Source organism: Shewanella putrefaciens, assembly GCF_016406305.1.
GTDB lineage: Bacteria > Pseudomonadota > Gammaproteobacteria > Enterobacterales > Shewanellaceae > Shewanella > Shewanella putrefaciens_C.
Genome location: NZ_CP066369.1, coordinates 1,942,411 through 1,966,280, shown reverse-complemented (window position 1 = coordinate 1,966,280; position 23,870 = coordinate 1,942,411). Strand labels below are relative to the sequence as shown.

Sequence of the window (23,870 nt, the reverse complement as noted above, 5' to 3'; positions counted from 1 at the left end):
GTGCTTTTTATGACACAAAAGTCTGATGGTATCGTTAAACATAATAAGAAGAATGCTGGAGTCACGTTTGAAACCGAACCGCTTATTACCACTACTGGTAGCCGCATTGGCAAGTACTCAAGTGCAAGCAGGCGATTTTACTATCGAACTAGGTGGTTTTTATTCACAATCAGACTCTAATATGCAAGTGACTAACCCCTCTACGGGTAATAACTTCACCTTAGATTATGAATCTGACTTGCAATTAGCTGAGAACGAATTTCTCCCATTTGTTGAATTAAATTATCATTTTAATGAACGTCACAACATCTATTTTGATTGGAAACAACTCCATCGTAGCGCCGAAACACTCGCCTTAAGTAAGCCCTTTCAGATTGAAATCAACGACACTATTTACGATATCCAAGCGGGTGGTAAGCTCAACTCGACCCTGAATATTGACATACTGCGTTTGGGCTATGGCTATGACGTATTTCAGGGCAGTAACTACGACGTTGGTGTGTCGATTGGTTTGCACACCATGTTAATCAAAATGGGATTCGAAGGTGTGATCGGCGCATGTGCGGCATCTGAATTGTTAAATAATGTCTGTGGCAGTCAACCGATCCCCCGTATGGTAGATGAAAACGTTACCGCCCCACTGCCTGATATTGGTCTGTATGCTAATTATGAGTTTACCCCCGGTTGGGAGCTAGTGACTCACGCCCAGTATTTTTATGTCAAACTCGATGATGTTGAAGGTGAACTCGTCGATGTGAAGTTAGGGATTGATGCGCAAATCACCTCTAATTGGCGTATGAGCGTAGCCTATAACTATTACAAAGTGGATGTGGATATCGCCCAAACATCCGCCGATGAACAAACCCAGGTCGCTAATTACAATATTTATTACAGCTTTATTGGACCTATGCTTTCTGTAAGTTATACCTTCTAAGCTTCGAAACCCCTTCTAAGCTTCAAGTCACTGGTAAAAAGGGCGCCGTTTGGCGCCCTTTTTACATTTCCCACGAGTTATCATTCACCGCTAATTATCATTAATAGCCAATTATCATTCACAACTAGTTGCGACCATCTTGCTCACGTTTAGCCTTAAAATCAGACGACTCTAACCAACGGGGCCAATCTGTACTATTGGCGAGTGCTGTTAATATACTGGCTATCAAATCAAGGTCTTGACTAACCCCCGCCAATGACCAATTGGGATCATAATCGTCCGCACCTTGGTGATATTTATGGGCAATATAATCGGGATCTGTATCCCCAAGACTCATAAACAACAGACCGGGCACGCCTTGCTGGGCCAAGGCAAAATGATCTGATCTAAACATCAAACCATTTTGTGGCCTAGGGTCCGCTTTGACCACACGACCTTGGGCCTTCGCCGCTGTGTCTAAATAATGCTCTAACTCAGAAACACCTTCGCCATAACGTAGAATATAATCAACACCTTGATTCATATTCATGCCATCAATATTTAAAAAGGCGACTATATTTTTGTTGGGCACACTGGGATGTTGTGCAAAATGCTGGGCACCAATCAGGCCCGTTTCTTCGGCGGTAAAGGCACTAAATAGTATCGACCGCGCTAATGGCGCTGTCTGTGCTTGTTGCTTAAAATAACGCGCCAAGGCTAAGACACCCGCCACCCCACTGGCGTTATCTACGGCGCCATTTAAGATCTCTGGTTTTCCGTCTTCCATCACTGTGCCTAAGTGATCCCAGTGGGCATGCATCATCACCACCTCATCGGCGCGCGTCTCACCAGGTAAAATAGCGGCTACGTTATGGGATTCTGCACGTTCAATACTGTTTTTTAAGGTCAGCTGTGCCTGTAATTTTAAAGGTTGTGCCTTAAAGTTTGACTTAGCGGCCTGTAGCTTTAACGTATCGAAATCCATCCCCGCCTTGGCGAAGATTTTTTGCGCGACATCATGTTGCACCCAGCCCATCACTCCCACTTGCCCTAGGTTATTATTACCATCGACCAACGTGAATTTAGTGCCCGTATTTGAATTTTGCACTACACCCCAGCCATAGGCGGCGGGAGCCGTTTCATGCACGATAAAGACCGCTTCGGCGCCCTGACGAGCAGCCTCTTCATACTTGTAGGTCCAACGGCCGTAATAGGTCATGGCATTGCCTTTGAAAACCAAGGGGTCTTGAGTCGCAAACCCTGGATCATTGACTAACACTATGACGGTTTTACCTTTTACATCTATGCCTTGATAATCGTTCCAATGGTATTCGGGGGCATTGATACCATAGCCGACAAACACTAGGTCACTATTGGTCAGGGAAACCTTATCGACAACCCTTTGGGTTCTGGCGGTAAACTCACTGCCGTTAGCAAATTTAAGCCCCCCGATGTCGAGCTGCATTTGTTGATCGGCACTGATTTTAGCCAGTGGCACTGGCTGTAAATAGCTATCGCCAAAACCCGGTTTCAGCCCCATCTCTTTAAAGGCTTTTTCAAGGTAGGCAATCGTCAGTTGCTCGCCTTCCGATAGCGGCGCTCGGCCACCGAAGGCATCACTGGCTAAGGTTTTCACGTCGGTGCGATACTGCGTCAGATCAAGAGTATCCACAAAGGATTGCGCAGCAATGGCAGGCAGGGACAGCAAAGTACCTAAGGCACCGGCTAGGATGAAATTTTTCACGACTTTCTCCCAAGTTATTATCATTCTTTGATTTTGAGGATAAACTTTATCATATACTTCACAGCTTGTGACGGGATGATGGGATATGTTAGGCAAAGCTTGGGGTATTTCTCACAAAAGCACCCGAGTAGAGCGCAAGTCGCAGTTCATCCATTTTGTTAGTCTTATTTTTATTCATTAGGGTCAATACATGTCACGAGAATTATTGCAAACCGCGGCGCTGAATCTTAAAAAAGCGGTTCCGTTAATGCTCAAACATAAAATCCCCACCACGCCTATCAATTATGCACTCTGGTATACCTATGTAGGCGAGCAAAATCCCGCATTGAATCAGCAATTAGATACTGTGATTGCCCATTACAACACTTGTCCACCTGTGAGCAGCGAACTGCTCTATCGCCAATATGTTGCCGATCCCCTTGAGTTAGATGTGCGCGAAATGCGTCAAAGCATAGAGGCCATGGTGACAGAGCTTTCCCAATCCCTCAAAGACACCAATCTGGATGCCAACGAGTTTCAATCCCGCATAGACAGCAACTTCGCCAAACTCAATCGTATCGAAGAAGAGTCCTTCAGCGTCGAGCAAGTGTTGGAACTCGTCCGCAATTTAGTCAAAGAGTCCGACAATATCCGCACGAGTACGGCATTTTTTACCGGGCAACTGCAAAAGGCACAAACTGAAATTGATGCTCTGAAGCTGAAACTCGAGCAAACCGAGAAAGATGTCCTTTACGATGCCTTGACTGGCTGTTTGAATCGGCGCGCCTTCGATACCGATTTCAGTGGCATGTTAACCCAAGCGCCCGAAGGCACTTGTGTTATTTTGGCCGATATCGACCACTTTAAATCTTTTAATGATAACTATGGCCACCAGCTGGGGGATCAAGTCCTACGTGCCGTTGCTAAACGGCTGCAGGAGGCCTGTCGAGATGGGATTAAGTTATACCGATTTGGCGGAGAAGAATTTGCCATTATAGTGCCGAAGAGCCAATTACGGATCGCCAGACAACTCGCCGAGGCCATGCGCCGTGGGCTCGAAAAACTCAGCCTTAAGGATAGAAGAAAAGACGAGCGTATCGATAATATCACCGCATCCTTTGGTGTTGCCCAGTGGCAAGATAAGCAAACTGGTATTCAACTTATTGAAAAAGCTGATAAGTTACTTTACGAAGCCAAACGTCTTGGCCGTAATCGGGTTATGCCGATCAGTAACTAAGCTCAATCCGTTACTTCAGCGTTAATAGCGTCTGTGTTACAGGGATCGCCTGCACCACAAATCTCAGTTCAGCCCCACCTTCGAGTGCATCGAAGGGATAGCAAGTGATGAGGGTTAATCGGTCGTCGTGACTGGGCGCCATAAATTCGGTTTGGGATTCATGTACAACCTCTGTTGCCACCACTTGATAAAGGATGTCCTTTCCCGATGCAGTTTGCAGTGATAATTGTCGACCGATTGTCATGCCCTTTAAAATCGAAAAATGTGTGTCCCTGTGCCCGGCAATCACAGTATTACCCGAGTCCCCCGCCCTCGCGCTCGATAACACTAAACCCGGGCCAAAGGCTAAGTTGCGCCCCGATGCGCCAGCAAGTACATAGAGGCTATCGTTTGAGGCGATTCGATCAAAATGGCTCACTTGGCTATGTTGCTGAAACGATAATTTCGCCACCGGATAAGTATCCGCCCATGACCAAGGCTTATGGGATTGACCATCCTCTAAGGTTTTAGTCCAGGCCTGTTCAATCAAATACTGGGCAAAGTGTGCTTTAGCTTGCATATAGAGTCCTTTTCCTAACAAAGTGCCGCCGAGTAATAGACATCCGACGAACAACCACCGCTGTGCTTGCTGCCACCGCATAGCGTTAATACTCACACTAGTGGCTTAGTCTTAAGTGCGAGCAGGTTTGCCCTCTCCACCCGACGTTGCTTCAGCATGGAGGCGGCGAGCAACAGGGCGATAAATAAGCTTATCGCACCGAGTAATATATCGAGGCGGCTTGCAGTCGCCGTCTGTGGCAGTATGCCCAATGGCTGCCAACCTAAGGGCAAATGCTGGCGTACAACCGCATCACGGCCCATGGCATTGGACTCAATTGGCGTCAAATCCACGGCCACTAAACTGGTATAGGCGCTGACTAAATGATAATTGAGGGATAAGGCGATGATCTGCTGCTTGACCCTATCATCGTTGGCACCGTTCTTACTTAGCTCCAGTGCCGCGATCTGCTTTCTGGCCCAGAGTAAATCTAAACCGGCATTCTGATCGGGGATCGCCGCCAAGTTATCCATTAATGACAGGGATTGCTGCCAGTTTTTATGCCCTTGACGGCCCGTGATCACTAACCCCTTAGACTCGCGTTCACTACGCTTAAGGCTGATGAGCACAGGCTCACCTTGATAAAGATCGGGGATGGTTGATGGCCAATAATCGGGGATATTGCCATCGTCAAAACGCACATGAATATCGGTTAATACTGGGTACTGGATTTTATTCAGTAGTTCGCTGATCTTTTGGTCGACCTCCTCTACTTTGCCAATATAGGTAAAAGTGCCGCGACCCAGTTCCGCCGCCCTTTGCATAAAATGCGAATTAGGCGCCGAGCCAATGCCCACGGTAAACAAGCGGCTATCGCCGATTTGATAACGGATTAAATCAAATAGGGCTTGTTCATTGCCCACCGAGCCATCGGTCATAAAGATCACTTGCCGTAGGAATTGCGTTTCTTGAGTAACATTTTGATCATTTGTCGCCAATGCCGCCTTCAGCGCCAACGCCATTTCGGTGCCACCATCGGCCTGTAGGCGGTTAACAAATTGACGGGCACGGGCTAAGTTCGACGAGGTAGCCGAAAGTGATGCCGATGATAACTGTGACATCTGGGAGTTAAATTCGATGATGTTAAAACTGTCCTGGGCTGTTAATCCGTTTAGGGCATATAAGAGTGCATTTTTCGCCTGCACTATGGGATCCCCCGCCATCGAGCCCGAGGTATCTATCACTAAAATTAACTCACGGGGCAGACGCATCTGGGAATGCTTATCCGCCTTAGGCGGTAACACCATGACTAAGCTGTAACTGTCTTCGATGGTATTCCCAGCCCCTTGGGGCAAAACATCACTTTCATTGTGGTGGGTTTTCCCCCTTTGGTTAAACACCCAAGCGAGTGGACTCTGGCCTTGTTTTAAGCGCCACTGCAGGACAAAATCACGGTTTGCAGGCACAGAATTAACGAGCGATACCCTAGTTGAACCATGCTCTTCATTGAGTTTGATGTGATGGTACAAACTTTCAACCGCACGGGTCTCGACGCCCTCCCCCAGATCCACCGAAATATCGGCCTTAAGCTCAGGGGAATACTCCACATCAGCCCCGCGAATAGGGGCAACAATTCGCTCGGCATCAAACACTTGAGCACTGGTCACTCGGTCAGTGCCCTCGCCATTATCGGTTGTCTTTCCGGGGATATAACGCGGGGCCACGACCAAGGGAAACCGTAGACTAAACAAACCATCTTCATATTTAATGACTTCTTGATAGCTAATTTCGACCACGAGTTGCTCACCAGGCGCAAGATTCGCCACCTCGGTCGTGAACATATTGGGCCGCTCCTGACTCACTAAGCTTGCGCGCTTGCCCTCGGCTTTAGCTTGCTCAAAGCGTTGTTTTGCCTCGGCCCTTGGATGAATTTGGCCTTCAATAATACGCTGACCTATGTGCAGCCGGAGTGAATCCACCGCCGCCTCATTCGGTAGAGGGAACAGATATTGGCCATTGAGCACAAATTCGCTGTTGTTATGAAAAATTTGCTTAACGCTCACCCTATTGCTTAGGCCAGAGACGCGCATCGACACTTGTGTGTCTAAGGGTAAGGAAGGCACTAAGGCACCATTGGGATTTTGGTATACCAAGATACCTTGAGTCACATCTTGGTAATCGAATGTCGATGGCTGCGGCAGTGAAAGCCCATCCTGCATTGACGGCACATTACCAGACTCAAGTTGCGTCCCGGGGCTATTGGGTGAAGCCAGCACAACAAAGGGTAAACACCAACAAATCGCGACGGCTATCATGAGTGTTGCAACGGCTTCACTGACTTCTTTAATTCTTTTCCCTGTGGTCATCACAAAGACTCCCTGATCTTAAATATGCTGATATTGAATACACTGATGTTAAATACAGTGCTACCCAATGAAAAAGGCGCTAACGGCTATTTGGCGGCATGATTTCATTAGGAAAACATTGAATGAGGCTATTAAACACAAGTGAAATGGCATAGCAGGGGATGGAAAATGGCAATGCGAATATCAATTGTGGCAACAAAATGGCAATGGCATTCGAGGCCTTTTTTCTCAGGTAAAATCCTGTATAGTCACGAAAACTTAATCCCAGCAGTCAATAGGAATCGGGTTCTATGAAACGTATCGCCATAGTGGAAGATGAGGCCGCCATTCGCGAAAACTATAAGGATGTGCTGCAACAGCACGGCTACAGCGTACAAACCTATGCCGACAGACCCTCGGCCATGCTGGCTTTTAACACGCGTTTACCGGATTTGGCGATTATCGACATAGGCTTAGGCAACGAGATCGACGGGGGTTTTATGCTGTGCCAATCCCTGCGGGCCATGTCCAATACCTTGCCCATCATCTTTTTGACCGCCCGCGACAGTGACTTCGATACTGTGTGTGGCCTGCGCTTAGGCGCCGATGATTACTTAAGCAAAGAAGTCAGCTTTCCCCATTTAACCGCCCGTTTAGCCGCCCTGTTTCGCCGCTCGGAATTGGCCGCCAGCCAAACACCGAAGGAAAACCTGCTCGAACGCGGCCCACTGACCATTGATGCCAATCGCATGCAGGTATATTGGGATCAACACCCCATAGAGCTAACTGTCACCGAGTTTTGGATGGTGCATGCCCTCGCCAAACACCCTGGCCATGTGCGCAGTCGCCACGAACTGATGCAGGAGGCAAAAATTTTCGTCGATGACAGCACCATAACCTCCCATGTAAAGCGCATTCGTAAAAAATTTATGGCAGCGGCACCAGAGTTTGACTGTATCGATACCGTCTACGGCATGGGCTATCGCTGGGATAGCCTTGCTTAATATGAGTCTTGCTAAATCAAGCCGCTATAGGATGTTAACCTCGAATTTATGACACGTTTCCCCTTCGGTCTTCGTACCAAAGTCATTGGCCTCAGCCTATTTTTACTCTGCCTACCTTGGCTGGGGTACCAATATGTGTGGGAAATGGAAAAATACCTACGCCACGGCCAGGAGCGCACCCTAGAAGGCACGACCCAGGCATTGGCCACCGCCCTGCACGAACGCCCAAAACTGTTCGATGGCCAAGCAAGCTTCTTAAAGCAGGTGGAAAAAAGCCGCGATCTCTATGCCTATCCGCTGGCAGGGGCGATTTTGCTCGACGGAAAACTCAATGAATGGCAGGAATACCTGCATAGGTTTATCCAATACGGGGAGGCGCACCAAATTATGCGTGCCGATCCCAACACTCCTTTGACCTTAAGTTTTACCCATATGGTTGGCCAGTACGATGGTTATCTGTATGCCTTCTTTCAAGTCGTTGATCCTAATTTAGTTTATCGAGGAAAAAATGCGCTGAGTGTCGATAGAAACGATCATCTTTCCATCGCCACCCTCGCCCCCGACAATCAATTCAAGCGCTATATTGTCGCTACGACTCAACCCGGCTGGATCAGCGCCTTCGAACTGCCCGCCAATCCTAAGCAGACAGTGCCCGTCACACCAGAGGTGCGCATTCAAGGGCAATGGGCCGCCACGGATGTGGGCTACAATATTGAACTGCGGATCCCACTCGATATGGTGGGGAGCAAACTCGGCTTTGCCATCAATGATGTGAATGACAATAAATACCGCGATGTCAGCGCCATTGTGGGCACCTCCGCCCTAGACACAGTCGATAAACTGGGAACTGTCCTAGTACCATCACCAGAAATTGAAAATATTATCAAAGGGATGAGCCATTACAGCTCGCGGGTTTGGGTAGTGGATAAACACGGCCGCGTGCTGGCAAAATCCGGTGATATTCGAGCGAATAGCAGCGTCTGGACCCGCACCTTAGAGGATGAGGCATCAAACTCCCTGTGGGAGAGTTTCAAGCGCAATTACCTGCATCCGCTTTACTATAAAATTCTGACTAAGCCACCGAAGGATTTTATCGACTCACTGCAGGACTCCACCGAACTCGACGGTAGCCATATTCGTAAGGCCCTCGCGGGGCAGCAAAGCTCGACATGGCGCTTAACCCCTGACAACAAAGCTGTGGTGCTCGCCGCCGCCAGCCCAATTTGGATTGATAACAATGTGATGGGCGCCGTCGTTGCCGAAGAAACCACCCACGGCATTCGCACCCTACGCAACCGTGCCCTGGAAAAGTTGTTTAACGTCATCCTGACCATTATGAGCATGGGCACTCTGGCGCTATTTTTCTTCGCCTCGAGTATCTCTAACCGCATCCGCAAACTGCGGGATGAGGCAGAAAATGCCATCGACAGCCAAGGTCGAGTCCGTAATAACCTTAAGCCCTCTAAGGCACGGGATGAAATTGGCGATCTCTCCCGCAGTTTCTCCAGCATTGTGGGGCGCCTTGGCCAGTACACCCATTACCTTGAAAATATGTCATCGCGCCTGTCCCACGAGCTACGCACCCCCGTCGCCGTGGTGCGCTCATCCCTCGAACATTTAAATCTGCAAACCTTAGATAAAGACACCCAAAAATACGTTGACCGTGCCCAGGAAGGTGTCAGCCGCCTAAGCATGATCTTAAATAATATGAGCGAAGCGACTCGCCTAGAGCAAAGCTTAACCCAAGCGGAACTCACGCAATTTCCGCTGTCTCAGGTGGTGAGCGGTTGTATGCAAGGCTATCAAATGACCTATCCAGAACAACACTTTAGCGTCAAAGTGCCCGAACAGCCGCTGATGATGCAAGGGGTCCCAGAGTATATTGCCCAGTTAATGGATAAACTTATCGCCAATGCGCTCGAGTTCTGTGATACGGGCAGCGCCATCGAAGTCACGCTTACCCCTGTCGGCAAACAAGCAACCTTACTTATCAGTAATTTAGGGCCAGAATTACCCGTCGATATGTCGGAGCAGATTTTTGATTCTATGGTCTCAGTACGGATAAACCAAGCCCAAGATAAACCCCACCTAGGGCTAGGTCTATACATTGCACGGCTGATCGCCGAGTTTCACCAAGGTAAAATCCTTGCCCGCAACCGCAGCGATCATAAAGGGGTTGATATCCTAGTCACGCTGCCTTTGAACTAAGAGTGAGTGAGGCAGGAAGAACAAGCAAGAACTTGAGTCAAACTCATATTCATCCTCCTGCCATTTTAGTCAACAGATGCTAAGATGACCGCCATCACAATGAATGTTAACCTCAAAGATGACTCGCCAAGGTAATTCCCTATGACAGATAAACACCAGCTCGCCACCCAAATCGTCAGCTTAGGTCGAGACAAAAAATGGACTAAAGGCGTGATCAATCCCCCCGTGTTTCGCGCATCGACCATAGTGTTTGACACTATGGAGGACATGCGCCACGCCGCCAAAAACAAGACCAATGGCGAGATGTTTTATGGCCGCCGTGGCACCCCGACCCATTTTGCCTTTCAGGCCGCCATTGCCGAGCTTGAAGGTGGCGTGGGCACCGCACTCTACCCTTCAGGCGCGGCGGCAATCAGTGCGGCGCTGCTGTCATTTTTAAAAACGGGCGATCATCTGTTAATGGTTGATAGCGTGTATGAGCCCACACGGGATCTTTGTACCCATATCTTAGGGGGTTTTGGTATCGAAACCACTTACTACGATCCGCTGATTGGCGCGGGAATTTCCGACCTTATTCGCCCCACTACTAAGGTGTTGTTTTTAGAGTCTCCCGGCTCCATCACCATGGAAGTACAGGATGTGCCGACCTTATGCCGTATCGCCCACGAACATGGGCTGATAACGATGCTCGACAACACTTGGGCATCCCCAATCAATAGCAAACCCTTTGAGATGGGGGTGGATATTTCTATTCAGGCGGCGACCAAATATATCGTCGGCCACTCGGATGTGATGTTAGGTACGGCCACAGCCAATGAAAAATACTGGCCACAATTGCGTGAACACAGCTATTTAATGGGGCAAACCACCTCCCCCGACGATGTTTATCTTGCCGCCCGCGGCCTGCGCACCTTAGGCGTGCGCATGGCGCAGCATGAAAAAAATGCCCTCGTGGTCGCCAACTGGTTAAAAACGCGCCCTGAAGTGGATCATCTCCGCCACCCCGCCTTTGAGACTTGCCCCGGCCACGAGTTCTTTAAACGCGACTTTAGCGCCTCCAACGGTTTGTTCTCCTTTGTATTAAAACAGGGCGATGCCGATGCGGTCACCGCACTGGTTGAAAATATGAGTCACTTTAAGATGGGCTTCTCCTGGGGCGGCTACGAGAGCTTGATTTTAGGGATTTTCGGTATTGATAAAATCCGCTCTGCTACCCAGTGGGATGCGAGTAAACCCTTAATTCGCTTGCATATAGGATTAGAAGATCCCGCCGATTTAATCGCGGATCTCACTGCAGGGTTTGAGCGCTTTAATGCAGTGCTGGCGGCTAAAGCTGGCTAAGTGCTAAGTGCTAAGTGCTAAGTGCTAAGTGCTAAGTGCTAAGTGCTAGCCAAATCTTAAAATCAAAAAGGGGCGGAATGTGTATTCCGCCCCTGCTATTACTTATCTAAATACTTATCTAAAACTAAAAGTTTTTCTAAAAACTCTTCTAAAAACAACCTATTCCCTAAAGACGGCAAAAACTGCCACACCTTAGGCGGCAAAGATTAATTGCTTTTAGTTCCCACAGTGAGCGCGGGATCGACCCAAGCCTGTGAGCCATAAAGCGGCACCGTTGAGAGCGCATGTTTATGGCTGCCATTGGTCTCTTTGGTCGAATAGGATAAATACAGCAAAGTTTGGTTTTGCGCATCATAAATACGGCGCACTTTTAATGACTTAAAGAGAATACTCAAGGACTCAGTGAATACCACTTCGCCGTGTTTTCCCATATCTATCTTAGCCATATCGGCTGGTGTAATAGGCCCAGTTTGGCGGCAGCTGATCCCCATATCGGAAGGGTCAGCAAAATCTAAATTCGCTTCGATACGGCTAATATGGCAAGTCACCCCAGGGATTTTAGGATCCTGCTTAGCATCGATAATCACATCCTTGGTCGTGAACAGCCCTAAGCTGACCTTGCCCACATCATCACCACAGCCAGTCACTAATAGCACCAGAGTGGTCGCCACAGCCATTTTTAACAGAGTTCTCATTTTCACATTCCTATAAATCATTGTTTAACAAATAGCTTTTGGGCCCATCGGGTTAATCCTGCTGTCACAGAGCCAAAGTGATCGCCGACCACAACCGGAATATTGGGGTAAATCCCGGCAATTTTGGCATAAATGGCAGGGCTTCGCGCCGTGCCGCCGGTGACATAAATAACATCGGGTAGACATTCTACCTGAGCAGCAACACTAGACAAGGCATCTGTGGATAAGCCTCGCTCTGCTAAGGTGTTAGCCGCTTGACTCAATGCTTGGTGCATCAGGGCTTCGACTTTCATTAGCGAAGGCTCGATGGCATTTTCAAATAGCTGGCGGCTTACCGCCGCTCGAAGGGCTGCCTCAATAAAATCGAGTTCAATATCGGTCTTATCCTGATCCGATAGGGCAATTTTGGCGCGTTCAGCCAAACGCACTAACTGGTAACTTAATTGCTGACGCTGCACCTTTAATAACCGGAGCAGTAATTGTGGCTGCTCGGCTTCTTTTACCAACTCATCAATCAATTTACGCGTGCTTAGGGTCGCAAACTCACGTTGGGCACTGATATCATTGACGGCCACCGCATTCCAAAAAGGATTGCTCGGCATAGGCTTACCATTGATCATCAATGAGCCTAAACCAAAATGCGGCATAAAAGCATTCATCGCTAGGGCGATATCCAGATCATTACCCCCGATCCGCTGACCACTGTGGCCTAGGCAATCGATGGCGCGATCCTGGGCCATTTTATGGGAGGGGCCCATCTTAACCACGGAGCAATCCGTCGTACCACCGCCCACATCGACCACCAGCACGGTTTTATCTTCCTTAAGGCTCGCCTCATAATCCATACCCGCGGCGAGGGGTTCAAACAAAAAGGCGACCTCTGAAAAACCGGCCCGGGTTGCCGCAAGGGAAAGAATGGCTTCGGCTTGACGATTACTCTCCTCGCCACCGATACCTTGGAAGTTTACTGGACGGCCAATCACCGCATGGGTGATGGTCTTAGCGCCTGAATCAAACATGCCCCTCAGGGCTAAGATCGATTCGGCCCGCACTTTAATGTGCTGCATCATCAGGGTGACAATATCTTCAAATAGGGCAATTTGCTCGGGTCTAAGTCCCGTTGCACCTAAAAAGGATTTTGGCGAACGGACATAAAAACCTTCTTCTGGCATTTCTAGGTAGGCTTTCACCGCTTGCTCGCCCACAAATACGGCTTGAGTGTCGGGGTCAAGGTCGAGTTCATGGCGTACCATGCGGGCACGGCTCAATTGTGCGGCACGTTTTTTGGCATAATCGGCTTTATATTCAGGAGGAAGCGCTTGATACACGGCCTCGGCGATAAGCTCCCTGTCCATCGCATAGAGTGTCGAAGGTAAATAAGTGGAATTCTCTGATAAGGGTAATAGTTGCACACTCCCCCCCTGCATAATTCCAACGGCGCAGTTGGCACTACCATAATCAAATCCGACGAACATACCTTTACTCCCGCGATAAAAAGCCGAGCAAGGTAACATAGTTTGCCATAATGCCCAAGGCGTTAATGGGGTTTGCCTATTGTTTTATAGACAAGTGTGCCTATCGTTTTATCTCCAGTGATGACTCACTGTGAAGCAGGTGCTAAGTGCCTAGCGGAAAAAGCGGTCTAGTGCTCCAGACTTTCATCTTAGGGTCATATTTCTGTCACACTCGTCATCAATCTGACATATTTCCCTCGTATCTTTAGGCCCACATAAATCGATAAATCTCTGACAGATTTTCGCGTACATGCAATATTTATCATTTAAATTCCTTCACTTGTCAGCAGTAAATCTGATTGCACAACGGCGGATGAATGCTATTGTATATTGCGCCATGACGCTTGCTTAAAGGAGCTGTGCAGTGTCCCCGAATACCGATAAACTTTCGATCGATAAAGAACTTTCTTGGTTGTCATTTAATGAGCGGGTGTTGCAAGAGGCCTGCGATCCCAATGTTCCCCTAGTCGAGCGGGTACGTTTTCTTGGCATTTTCTCCAACAACATGGATGAGTTTTTCCGCGTACGGGTGGCGGCCGTCAGACGTTCGATTTTGCTGTCCTCACTGCAGGAAGGACGGAGCAATAGCCGCCATCTTATGGCTAAAATCCAATCTAAAGTGATGGCCTTGCAGGAGCGTTTCGATAACATTTATACGGATCTGATGCGTGAATTGGTTCGCCGTAATATTTTGTTAATCAACGAGAAACAATTAAGCGAGTTCCACAGTAATTGGCTTAAAAAGCACTTTAGGGATCATTTTAAGCGCCATATTGCCCCGCTTATCGTCAATAACAACAGCGATCTCGTTAAGCATATTAACGACGATGCCACCTATTTATGTGTTTGCCTGTACACGAAAGCGCGCCGCCAATATGCCCTAGTCGAAGTCCCTACGAAAAATGTGCCCCGCTTTATCGAGTTGCCCGCTGAAAAAAGTAAAGCCAAAAAACACTTGATTTTGTTGGATAATATTATTCGTCATTGTGTTAATGAGCTCTTTGGTCCCTTCTTCGAATACGATGCCATAGAGGTTTATTCGATGAAACTCACCCGCGATGCCGACTTCGACATCACCGACGAGTTAGAACAAACCCAGCTCGAAAAAATGACCAAAGGATTAAAAAAACGCCTCACCGCCGAACCCGTGCGTTTAGTCTATGACAAAGAAATGCCTGAACACATGCTAGTGATGCTAAAAGAGAATTTGAATATCAGCTCCACCGAATGTTTAATTCCTGGGGGCCGCTATCACAGCTTTAAGGACTTTATCGATTTTCCGAATCCAAGCCGCGATTACCTCGAAAATGAGAAGCTCCCCGCACTGAATAGCGCGGGTTTTGGCCGCTGTGCCAACAGTTTTGATGCGATAAAAATGGGCGATATTATGCTCAATTATCCGTACCATAAATTCTCCCATTTCACTGAAATGGTGCGCCAAGCGGCCTATGATCCTGCGGTGCGTTTTATTCGGATTAATTTATACCGCGTGGCGAAAAAATCCCATGTGATGCAATCGCTTATCGATGCGGTGAAGAACGGCAAGCAAGTGACCGCCGTGATTGAACTGCGGGCCAGATTCGATGAGCAATCCAACATCGAATGGACCCGCATCTTGGCCGAAGCGGGTGTTAAGGTTCACCATGGGATCACTAGCCTTAAAGTGCACTCTAAGCTATGCCTAATTGGCCGTGAAGAGCAGGGAGAGATGAAACTTTACTGCCATGTAGGTTCGGGTAACTTTAACGAAGGCACAGCGCGGGTCTATACCGATTTGTCATTGTTCACCGCCAATCAAGAAATTGCGCGCGAAGTTGAGCAAGTATTTGACTTAATTGAACATCCCTATCGCCGAGATAACTTCCAACACCTGATTGTCTCCCCCTACGATGCCAGACAAAAGCTAGCCCATTTGATCGATCAGGAAATTGTGAATGCAAAAAGCCATATCAAAGCGGCTATTACCCTAAAGCTCAATAACTTACTCGATGATTCTTTGGTTCAAAAACTCTACGAAGCCTCGGCCGCTGGGGTTAAAATCAAGCTACTTATCCGTGGCATGTGCTCACTTATCCCACAAATTCCAGGGATCAGTGACAATATTGAGGTCTACAGTATTGTCGATAGATTCCTTGAACATTCCCGCGTCATGTTGTTCCATGCGGGCGGTGAAAATAAGCTCTTTATCTGCTCTGCCGACTGGATGAGCCGCAATATTGATAATCGCGTTGAAGTCAGTACACCTATCTATGATCTCAATCTAAAGCAGATGATAATGGATATTTTATCTTTACAATTCAACGATAATACTAAGGCACGCATCATCAATAAGGAGCAGAGTAACCCCTATAGAAACCGGGGTAACAAGCGTAAAGTGCGTTCTCAAATTGCCATTTATCAATATCTGATTAATTATGAGAAGCGCCAACAGCAAGAATTTAATGCCTTACTTGACACTGCAAAGGTTGAGGCAGAGCAAACCTCAGGCACACTGACCGCAAGGTTTACGCCCGAGTTACAGGCCAAAGCCAGTTGACAACGCTGGCTTTATTATCGTCTTGATTGCCTAAGGATAATCCGATTGGTTGCCACACATTCACAGCCGCGACACTTTGTCGCCATCGACATGGGCTCTAACAGTTTTCACCTCGTTATTGCCCGTGAACAAGACGGCAGTTTGCAGATATTACACAAAGAAAAACAACAGGTTCAACTCGCGATAGGGCTTAATGCCCAGAATATATTAAGCCAAGAAGCGATGGAGCGTGGCCTCAATTGTCTACGGGATTTTAACCAGCGCTTCTCAAATCTAGATCAAGCCCAAGTCCGGCTAGTTGCCACCCATACCCTCAGAGTGGCCAAAAATCGTGAGCAGTTTATCGAGGCAGCCTTGGGCATTATGCCCTACCCGGTCGAGGTCATCTCTGGCCACGAAGAGGCTCGTCTTATCTACAATGGTATCGCCCAGAGCCAAGTGCTCGGTAAACGGAATATCGTTATCGATATTGGTGGGGGTTCAACCGAGGTTGTTCTCGGGCAAAAAAATACCCCAACCCATTTATCTAGCCTACGTTGTGGTTGCGTCAGTTTTAACGAGCGTTTCTTTATCGATGGGCAAATCACCCCCGCCTCCTTCCGCGCCGCCCAAAGCGCCGCCGATAAACAATTTGCTTCATTATCAAAAGAATACTTTAGTGGGGATTGGGACTTAGTCCTAGGTAGCTCTGGCACAGTCAAGGCCATCTGCGAGGCGATTCAAGAACAACACGGCGATGAAACCATCACCTTACCACGGCTAAAGCAGCTCAAACTCACGCTGATCCGATACGGCCATATCAACCAGATCCAGTTTGCGAATGTGGATGATAAGCGCATCCCCCTTGTCCCTGCTGGGCTTGCCATTTTAATCAGTTTTTTTAGACGCTTACCTATTCAGCAGTTAGAGTTTAGCCCCGGCGCCCTGCGTGAAGGCGTGCTCTATGAGCTGGCAAAAATCGGACAATATCAAGATATCCGCCATCGCACCGTCGACAGTATTGCCCAGCTTTACCACGTCGATATGCCCCACGCCACGAAAGTCCGTGATACCGCCATGGCATTGTTTGAACAGGTCGCCGATGAGTGGGCATTAAGGCCCCATGCCCGCCTGCTTGCCTACGCCGCCACCCTGCACGAAATAGGGTTACACATTAATTCAAAGGCATTGCATAAACACGGCGCCTATATCATTAGCAATAGCGACTTGCCTGGATTTAGTGAGGCGCTGCAACAGGATTTAGCCCGGCTTATCGCCAACCATAGGAAGAAGCCCACCGAGTTGCTGCTGGCCGAAGTAGAACCTCACCATAAACTGACGCTGATCCGCTTACTGTGCCTATTGCGTCTGGCGGTACTGCTTAACCTTGGCCGCATTGCCAAGGCGCTGACCTTAGACAAAATTCAGGTCATCCAAGGTGGGCTAATATTGTTTATCCCCAGCCATAAACGAAAAATCAGCCTGTTTATGAAAGATTTACAGCGAGAACAAAAACAAATGTCGAGCTTAGGAATGACGCTACAACTCGTGTCTAACCTAGGGACAAACGGCGACAGGGGCGTGGATATCAAGCAAGACACCCCTGAGGCCGTTCAAGCGGTTGCAAGCTAAATCTCAGTGCTAAATGAAAGTGCTAAATGAATTATCCCTTTGATTTGGGTAGCTCAAGCCTGTCGAGTTCACAACCACAGCCACTACAGTACAGGGCATCGAGATCATGGCCTAATTTATGGCATTGATTACACGAGCGTAAATCCCGGTGACGCCCCACTTCTTGGGATATTTCCGCCGTCAAGATCCCTGTGGGTATCGCAATAATGGAGTAGCCCAACAACATGGTAAAGGCCGCAATTGCTTGGCCTAATTCCGTTTTGGGCGTGATATCGCCATATCCCACTGTGGTAATAGTCACGATGGTCCAATAGACAGATTTAGGAATAGAGCTAAAGCCATTTTCGGGGCCTTCAACAACATACATCACAGCACTGAGCACCATAATGATCAGACTGACCGAGAAAAAGAACAAAAAGACCTTGCGGCTCGACTGCATCATGGCCCTGAGCAGCAAATTGCCCTCACTTAAATAGCGCAGTAATTTCAGCACGCGAAAGATTCTAAAGAGCCGCAGTATCCTAATGACTAACGTAAAATTCGCCCCAGGAATAAATAAGGCTAAATAAGTAGGTAGTACCGAGAGAAGATCCACCAGACCATAAAAGCTACGGGCATAGAGCACAGGCTGGGTAGCACAATAAAGCCGCAGGCCATATTCGAGGGTAAATATCAGGGTAAAGACCCATTCCAGCACGCGGATCACCTCACCGTAGTCGCGGTGGAATGACTCCACAGTATCGAGAAACACTAAAGTCACACTGAGGACAATACAAATCATTAAGCCGATATCGAAGTAACGCCCCGCAGGGGTATCGGTTCCAAAAATCACGATACGTAATTGGCGCTTTAATGGGCTCTCGGAGTCAACTTGCTCGGGGATTTTTTCAGACATAGGGCTTAAAACGTCCTCACTAAATGGGTTACTATGCTTAATCAGCGAATTTCACAAGTCTGCCACGCAATTGCAACTAGCTCAAAATTATCTAGTCACAGAGAGTGAAAATTGCGGTATGATGCGCGAAAAAGATAATCATCGGTTAATTTTTTAGAGGACGACATGCGCGTTACCTTACTCTCCACACTGACATCACTCGCTATCACCCTAGCGGCATTCGTTTCACCCCAAGTGCTTGCGTCATCGAGTATGGGCAAAGTCGACTTAGTGGTGATTACTAAGTCAGAATCTAATATGGCGCTGCTGCGCGATGGTAAAATCCTCAAACAATACCGGATTGCCATGGGCGACCTACCCGCAGGACATAAACTCAAAGAAGGTGATCAGCGCACGCCCCAGGGCCGTTATATTCTCGATTATAAAAAGTCCGATAGCGCCTATTACAAATCCATTCATATTTCCTATCCAAATGAAGAGGATAAGCTAAGAGCGAAGGCCCTTGGCATTAAACCAGGCGGGATGATCATGATCCATGGCCAAAATCCAAGATCCCCCCTGCCGCCCGAGCAGGCTCAGCAATACAATTGGACCGATGGCTGTATCGCCATTACCAATGCTGAAATGGACGAAGTGTGGAAGGCCGTTGACGAAGGCACACCGATTGAAATCTGGCCCTAGGTTTTATAGCACTTACGCTCTCACGCCCAGTTAAATGGGCGTTTTTATTTCTCCGCCTACGTTTGCTATTCCAAAGGAGTCCCTATGTCATCAGAGATGCTAAGCACAAACCCAACTCAACCCAGCCTAAGTTATACGGATTTACTCCACTCTTGGCCCCAATTTGAAACCAAGATCTTAAACTTACTGGCAAAATTAGATCTCGCTGACAAAAAACTCGAATGTGACCATGTTGCCCTAAGGGTTAATTCCGTTGCCAGCGCCGATGCGCTGCGCCAAGCATTTTGTCAGCTCGGCCACATCATCTCCGATAATCAAATCAATGGCCGCTGTATCCTTATCATCGAATTGAACACCCCTTTGACCTTAGGTGAGTTTTCCATTCCCTGTGTTGAGTTACCCTATCCAAGCGACAAACGTTATCCCCAAGAAGGTTGGGAGCACATTGAGCTGGTGATCCCATCGCAGGCAGAGGACTGCCAAACCCTAAGCGAAGATCTTAAGTTGTTGTGTCCCAAACTCGCACCACTGTTATCGGGTGAGGCATTACCTGAGTCAAGCGAGCCGATTCACATCAAGATGAGTTCCCCCAAGGGAGAAAAAGAGCGCTTAGCCAATCCCACCATAGCTTTTAAGTACCAAGAGGTCTGCGTCAAGGTTCATCCCCATGGCATAAAGGCGGTGATCGCCAGTGAACAAGTTGCTACCATGTAACGAGTTAGGTTTTATTGCACAGCACAGCATCAAAGATGCCCACGCAAAAAAGGAAGCTGAATATGAAGCCACATAAAAACGAAGCGCAATTGTTAAAATTTGCCCTCGAAATCGGTGTAGGTTATGCCAAAAAACGCGGATTTGATGAGTTTGATCGCGGCGTCTCACCCAAAGATAAAGTGGAATGTATTTATCGTCTTCTGGTGACGGATAACCTTATCCAACCCTTGGCCAAGGACAAAGAAGATGGCCCCAATATGAAACACAAGTTGATCCTGTGGATCAGCCGTCAATTGCCCGCCGATCACCCCTTACTCAAATAGCCATAGGCCAAATAATTTAGCCTCATCAATAACAATGGCACCTTAAGTGCCATTGTTATCAATCAGCATAAGTAACGAGATAGTTATCCTGTTACTTTGGGCTTACCGCCGTTTTAGCGGCTTTTTCTTTCACGAGTACAGTCGCCATAGGCGGCACTAGGGTCGTGGGATCGAGGCGCATTTGATACCAATTTACCCGCCAGTCTAAATGTGGCCCATTGGCGCGCCCAGTCGCCCCCACTTCCGCAAGGGCTTGTCCTTGTTTCACGGTTTCGCCCGCTTGGACATAGAGCTTACTCAAATGCAGAAAACTCGAGCTCACACCATAGCCATGGTCGATGATCATAGTGCCGCCCGAATAAAACATGTCAGGCACAGACAAACTTATCACCCCATCTGCGGGGGCGACCACCACAGTACCAGTTTTCGCCGCAACATCGACACCAAAATGAGGATTACCTGGGACATCGTTATAAATGCGCTGACTACCGTATACCCCAGAAATACGCCCGGTGAGCGGCCAAATAAATTCCTGTAAGAACGCGGTTTGTTCACTAAAAGTAGCCCTCGCCGCTTTAACCTGTGCCGTATCCTTGGCCGCTCTTTCCTGGGCGATAGGATCGGGCTTCATGATCTTGTTACTAATGCCTTTTACGCTTTGGATATCGTATTGCCGCTGAGCCACAGTCAAAGGTTTAACTTCAGTCAGTCCGTCAGGATAAACTAAGGTCAATTGCTGGCTCAGCTCTCCATCACGGTCAAAACCAAAGGCAAAGTGACCGTCCGGAGTCACCCTTAACACTTCGCCATTTAAACTGACTTGCGTGCCTGCGGGCACTTGACCCCGAATAAGTGCGCCCTGTTCGAATTTGCCCTCAAAACTCACCTGAGCATTGGCATTTGTCATCATAAGAATCAAGCTTAATGCTGAAAAAATAATGCCATTTACGGTCTTTGTTAAGCTTTGCAGGTAAGTCAATCGCTGAAAAGCAGCATAAGACTCACCAAGACTGCGTGGTTTCGGGTAATCAAACATCTTTACAAAAATCCTTAGTAGGCTGATTAAATAAGGCATTAAGTTAGGCCGACACACCTTTAGTCACTTTCACCTTTAGTCACTATGGCCCCCTTACCTACGCCCTCATAGGCCACCACAGTAAACTGGCTGGTGGGCACCTTAGCCGCCAATATGGTTGCCATATAATCGGCTAACAATTCTACCGTAGTGTCATGGGGAATAAGGTCACAGCACACCTTAGGCATAGCTAATTGGAAATCCCCTTGGGGCGCTTGGTAGTGAAACCCATAGTGGCTGTCATCGGTTATCCGCGTTTGCGGCGAAAGATTGAGGGTCTTAACTGAAACCAAGTCCTCTTCACTGCCTAAATAAATATCATGCCAACGCTTGGCCCAATATTCATCCCACTTAGGTGCCGGACTGCCATTTTCAAACACATTTACCGGACTACGATGACCATGGGCGATACGCTGGCAATTGCCATCATGTTTTCGCAGACCATGGCTGTAATGGTAATAAGGGGAATCAAGGATTTCATGCCTTAAAGTGAGGGTGATCCCCTCGACATTTATCGGTAAGGTTTCCCGTAGCGCTTTTTGCAAAAAGGCATTCACGCTGGGAATATCAATGTTTTCCGTCGGCACTAAGGCAAAGGCTTGGGAAGGACAGGCAAGATGGATTTCACCGAGCAAACTATCAAAATCCATCCACACACGATCCCCCTGCTGCTGCCAGCGCACGCCGCTGCAGGCCGTCGGGACTAATAAACGGTGATCGGCCACCGCATCTATGGTCTGCTTGATGGTACGTTTTACTTTAGCAAAATCGAGCACCATATTTTGCTCGTCTAATCCGCCCTCTAACAGCACATCGACAATCCAACTTTCCCCCACCATGCCACGCTTAGGGCAGAGGTAGGAAAAATCGATCACGGTTAAATCTTTAACAAACAATTGCATTAACGCTCCTCGGCAGAAAAACAGTCCGCCTTAATAGGGATTGCGCCACTTAGCGATGGCCGAGCACGCTCACTTGGACAGACACCAAGCTTACCCAAATAGTGAATAAGGATTCTAATCAATTCCGAGGCTGGCTGCGACAAATGAATCCATTCAGCCGTATATTTTGTATCTGATTTTTATCAAACGCTCGAGAATCAGGCGCTCGATAATCAGACCATCCTATGCCATTCATCCCCTGGGATTTTAATCGAGAGCAACGCAGCCTCGCCTAATGGCAGATAGACAAAAAAATCTCGATGCATCGCCCTAGTCGATTAGCAGATAAAGCCTTAACCTGAATAGCATTAAGCCTAACGAAATAACATTTCAAAAACAGTGAATTAGATCGCAAAAACCTAATCCACAACAGCGATAGACCCAATCGAAACAAAGCATTATCGCTCTGTGGCATTAACCGTTAGCATCCCCTTAAACCATACGAAAACCAAGGTTATATAGGGAGAACAAAATGACCAAACTGACATCTATCGCGTTTTTCATCGCTGGTATGTTAGCCAGTACCCATGCGATCAGTGCCGAACCCATTGAAGTGATTACCCCAGCCAAAATCACTGAGCCAGAAAAGGTTGAGCTGGGTAAAATGCTCTTTTTTGAACCCAGACTGTCTAAATCTGGCTTTATCTCCTGTAACTCTTGCCATAATTTATCGACCGGTGGCGTCGATGCCCTGCCAACATCCATTGGTCATCATTGGCAGGAAGGCCCAATTAACTCGCCTACAGTGCTAAACGCCGACTTTATGCTGGCGCAATTTTGGGACGGCCGGGCCAGTGATTTGAAAGAACAAGCCGCTGGCCCTATCGCCAACCCAAAAGAAATGGGCTTTACCCATGAACTGGCGACCGAAACAATCACCTCTATGCCTGCATATCGCGCACGCTTTGCCAAGGTTTATGGCGATGAAAACGTCACCATTGACCGTTTAACCGATGCGATTGCCACCTTCGAGAAAACCTTAGTCACCCCTAATAGCCCCTTCGATCAATATCTTCTGGGTAAGCAAGATGCCATCAACGCCGATGCCAAAGCTGGTTATCAACTCTTTAAGGATAAAGGTTGCGTGAGCTGCCACAATGGCCCTGCGGTAGGCGGCACTATGTTTATGAAGATGGGTTTAATCAAGCCGTTCCATACCAATAACCCAGCAGAAGGCCGTAAGGGTGTCACAGGTAAAGAAGGGGATAAATTTGTCTTTAAAGTGCCCACACTGCGCAATATTGAACTCACCTATCCCTACTTCCACGACGGCAGTGTTTGGACCTTGGAAGAAGCGGTGAATACCATGGCAGACATTCAATTAGGGCAAAAACTCTCTGATAAAGAAGTCAAAGAGATGGTCGCCTTTCTTAATTCGCTCACGGGTGAACAGCCACAAATCACGCTACCGATTCTACCGCCATCGAATAAAGAGACGCCACGGCCAGTGCCTTTTGCGACAGGCACTCAGTAGAACTGCGCTTAACGTTGTAGTAAGCGTCAGAAACACAAAGGCCGAGGAATGATCCTCGGCCTTTGTGTTTTGTTTAATGCTTAATGCTTGATGCTTGATGCT

General features: G+C 48.0%; 19 protein-coding genes. 11 read left to right on the top strand and 8 right to left on the bottom strand.

Annotated features, from left to right (window positions below; genetic code table 11):
- Positions 1-67: 67 nt before the first annotated feature.
- A complete protein-coding gene (locus JFT56_RS08460; RefSeq protein ID WP_420136018.1) occupies positions 68-934 on the top strand; it encodes a hypothetical protein in 867 nt (288 codons plus the stop codon).
- Between the two features lie 124 nt (positions 935-1,058).
- On the opposite strand, the gene JFT56_RS08455 is transcribed toward JFT56_RS08460, so the two are convergent.
- Positions 1,059-2,681, bottom strand: coding sequence for a M28 family metallopeptidase (locus tag JFT56_RS08455; protein WP_198783189.1), 1,623 nt, complete (start codon positions 2,679-2,681; stop codon positions 1,059-1,061).
- Between the two features lie 166 nt (positions 2,682-2,847).
- On the opposite strand from JFT56_RS08455, the gene JFT56_RS08450 reads away from it, so the two are divergent.
- A complete protein-coding gene (locus JFT56_RS08450) occupies positions 2,848-3,873 on the top strand; it encodes a GGDEF domain-containing protein (RefSeq protein ID WP_198783188.1) in 1,026 nt (341 codons plus the stop codon).
- 10 nt (positions 3,874-3,883) lie between these two features.
- Here the strand turns inward: JFT56_RS08450 and JFT56_RS08445 are convergent, their stop codons facing one another.
- Together JFT56_RS08445 and JFT56_RS08440 are read right to left on the bottom strand one after the other, a co-directional pair.
- A complete protein-coding gene (locus tag JFT56_RS08445; protein WP_198783187.1) occupies positions 3,884-4,513 on the bottom strand; it encodes a class GN sortase in 630 nt (209 codons plus the stop codon).
- Between the two features lie 11 nt (positions 4,514-4,524).
- Complete coding sequence (locus JFT56_RS08440; RefSeq protein ID WP_198783186.1) at positions 4,525-6,777, bottom strand: marine proteobacterial sortase target protein; 2,253 nt, start codon at positions 6,775-6,777, stop codon at positions 4,525-4,527.
- A gap of 290 nt (positions 6,778-7,067) precedes the next feature.
- On the opposite strand from JFT56_RS08440, the gene pdsR reads away from it, so the two are divergent.
- The 3 genes from pdsR (at position 7,068) to JFT56_RS08425 (ending at position 11,309) form a co-directional block, all read left to right on the top strand.
- A complete protein-coding gene (pdsR, locus tag JFT56_RS08435; RefSeq protein WP_007648493.1) occupies positions 7,068-7,760 on the top strand; it encodes a proteobacterial dedicated sortase system response regulator in 693 nt (230 codons plus the stop codon).
- A gap of 48 nt (positions 7,761-7,808) precedes the next feature.
- Positions 7,809-9,968 carry a proteobacterial dedicated sortase system histidine kinase gene (pdsS, locus tag JFT56_RS08430; protein WP_198783185.1) on the top strand — a complete coding sequence of 720 codons (2,160 nt, stop codon included), beginning with the start codon at positions 7,809-7,811 and terminating at the stop codon, positions 9,966-9,968.
- Between the two features lie 141 nt (positions 9,969-10,109).
- Positions 10,110-11,309: a cystathionine beta-lyase gene (locus tag JFT56_RS08425; protein ID WP_198783184.1), complete on the top strand. Its 1,200-nt coding sequence runs from the start codon at positions 10,110-10,112 to the stop codon at positions 11,307-11,309.
- A gap of 206 nt (positions 11,310-11,515) precedes the next feature.
- Here the strand turns inward: JFT56_RS08425 and JFT56_RS08420 are convergent, their stop codons facing one another.
- Positions 11,516-12,004: a CreA family protein gene (locus JFT56_RS08420; protein WP_198783183.1), complete on the bottom strand. Its 489-nt coding sequence runs from the start codon at positions 12,002-12,004 to the stop codon at positions 11,516-11,518.
- 17 nt (positions 12,005-12,021) lie between these two features.
- On the bottom strand, positions 12,022-13,479 hold the full coding sequence (gene yegD / locus JFT56_RS08415; protein ID WP_198783182.1) for a molecular chaperone: 1,458 nt from the start codon (positions 13,477-13,479) through the stop codon (positions 12,022-12,024).
- A gap of 403 nt (positions 13,480-13,882) precedes the next feature.
- Here yegD and ppk1 point away from each other — a divergent pair, with 403 nt between their 5' ends.
- Both ppk1 and ppx read left to right on the top strand, forming a co-directional pair.
- Complete coding sequence (ppk1, locus tag JFT56_RS08410) at positions 13,883-16,054, top strand: polyphosphate kinase 1 (RefSeq protein WP_198783181.1); 2,172 nt, start codon at positions 13,883-13,885, stop codon at positions 16,052-16,054.
- A 45-nt stretch (positions 16,055-16,099) separates the two neighbouring features.
- Positions 16,100-17,665, top strand: a complete 1,566-nt coding sequence (gene ppx, locus JFT56_RS08405) for an exopolyphosphatase (RefSeq protein WP_198783180.1) — start codon at positions 16,100-16,102, stop codon at positions 17,663-17,665.
- A gap of 31 nt (positions 17,666-17,696) precedes the next feature.
- Here the strand turns inward: ppx and JFT56_RS08400 are convergent, their stop codons facing one another.
- The gene (locus tag JFT56_RS08400; protein WP_198783179.1) at positions 17,697-18,560 is read right to left on the bottom strand and encodes an ion transporter; all 864 of its coding nucleotides are present in this window, start codon (positions 18,558-18,560) and stop codon (positions 17,697-17,699) included.
- Between the two features lie 165 nt (positions 18,561-18,725).
- Between JFT56_RS08400 and JFT56_RS08395 the strand changes: the two genes are divergently transcribed.
- The 3 genes from JFT56_RS08395 (at position 18,726) to JFT56_RS08385 (ending at position 20,278) form a co-directional block, all read left to right on the top strand.
- A complete protein-coding gene (locus tag JFT56_RS08395) occupies positions 18,726-19,241 on the top strand; it encodes a L,D-transpeptidase family protein (protein ID WP_198783178.1) in 516 nt (171 codons plus the stop codon).
- An 84-nt stretch (positions 19,242-19,325) separates the two neighbouring features.
- Positions 19,326-19,955: a VOC family protein gene (locus JFT56_RS08390; protein WP_198783177.1), complete on the top strand. Its 630-nt coding sequence runs from the start codon at positions 19,326-19,328 to the stop codon at positions 19,953-19,955.
- Positions 19,956-20,017: 62 nt separating this feature from the next.
- Positions 20,018-20,278, top strand: a complete 261-nt coding sequence (locus tag JFT56_RS08385) for a DUF5062 family protein (protein ID WP_007648517.1) — start codon at positions 20,018-20,020, stop codon at positions 20,276-20,278.
- A gap of 91 nt (positions 20,279-20,369) precedes the next feature.
- Here JFT56_RS08385 and JFT56_RS08380 read toward each other — a convergent pair whose 3' ends face one another.
- Together JFT56_RS08380 and JFT56_RS08375 are read right to left on the bottom strand one after the other, a co-directional pair.
- Entirely contained in the window at positions 20,370-21,188 is an 819-nt protein-coding gene (locus JFT56_RS08380) for a M23 family metallopeptidase (RefSeq protein WP_233095583.1), read from the bottom strand.
- 185 nt (positions 21,189-21,373) lie between these two features.
- Entirely contained in the window at positions 21,374-22,255 is an 882-nt protein-coding gene (locus JFT56_RS08375) for a 6-carboxytetrahydropterin synthase (protein ID WP_198783175.1), read from the bottom strand.
- 511 nt (positions 22,256-22,766) lie between these two features.
- On the opposite strand from JFT56_RS08375, the gene JFT56_RS08370 reads away from it, so the two are divergent.
- Positions 22,767-23,768: a cytochrome-c peroxidase gene (locus JFT56_RS08370; RefSeq protein ID WP_198783174.1), complete on the top strand. Its 1,002-nt coding sequence runs from the start codon at positions 22,767-22,769 to the stop codon at positions 23,766-23,768.
- The last annotated feature ends 102 nt before the right edge of the window (positions 23,769-23,870 follow it).

Coding starts and splice junctions, on each gene's coding strand:
- JFT56_RS08375 (WP_198783175.1), bottom strand. CDS start 22,255: ATGCAATTGTTTGTTAAAGATTTAACCGTGATCGATTTTTCCTACCTC.
- JFT56_RS08420 (WP_198783183.1), bottom strand. CDS start 12,004: ATGAGAACTCTGTTAAAAATGGCTGTGGCGACCACTCTGGTGCTATTA.
- pdsR (WP_007648493.1), top strand. CDS start 7,068: ATGAAACGTATCGCCATAGTGGAAGATGAGGCCGCCATTCGCGAAAAC.
- pdsS (WP_198783185.1), top strand. CDS start 7,809: ATGACACGTTTCCCCTTCGGTCTTCGTACCAAAGTCATTGGCCTCAGC.
- JFT56_RS08400 (WP_198783179.1), bottom strand. CDS start 18,560: ATGTCTGAAAAAATCCCCGAGCAAGTTGACTCCGAGAGCCCATTAAAG.
- JFT56_RS08390 (WP_198783177.1), top strand. CDS start 19,326: ATGTCATCAGAGATGCTAAGCACAAACCCAACTCAACCCAGCCTAAGT.
- JFT56_RS08445 (WP_198783187.1), bottom strand. CDS start 4,513: ATGCGGTGGCAGCAAGCACAGCGGTGGTTGTTCGTCGGATGTCTATTA.
- yegD (WP_198783182.1), bottom strand. CDS start 13,479: ATGTTCGTCGGATTTGATTATGGTAGTGCCAACTGCGCCGTTGGAATT.
- JFT56_RS08395 (WP_198783178.1), top strand. CDS start 18,726: ATGCGCGTTACCTTACTCTCCACACTGACATCACTCGCTATCACCCTA.
- JFT56_RS08380 (WP_233095583.1), bottom strand. CDS start 21,188: ATGATGACAAATGCCAATGCTCAGGTGAGTTTTGAGGGCAAATTCGAA.
- JFT56_RS08385 (WP_007648517.1), top strand. CDS start 20,018: ATGAAGCCACATAAAAACGAAGCGCAATTGTTAAAATTTGCCCTCGAA.
- JFT56_RS08450 (WP_198783188.1), top strand. CDS start 2,848: ATGTCACGAGAATTATTGCAAACCGCGGCGCTGAATCTTAAAAAAGCG.
- JFT56_RS08425 (WP_198783184.1), top strand. CDS start 10,110: ATGACAGATAAACACCAGCTCGCCACCCAAATCGTCAGCTTAGGTCGA.
- JFT56_RS08370 (WP_198783174.1), top strand. CDS start 22,767: ATGACCAAACTGACATCTATCGCGTTTTTCATCGCTGGTATGTTAGCC.
- JFT56_RS08455 (WP_198783189.1), bottom strand. CDS start 2,681: ATGATAATAACTTGGGAGAAAGTCGTGAAAAATTTCATCCTAGCCGGT.
- JFT56_RS08440 (WP_198783186.1), bottom strand. CDS start 6,777: ATGACCACAGGGAAAAGAATTAAAGAAGTCAGTGAAGCCGTTGCAACA.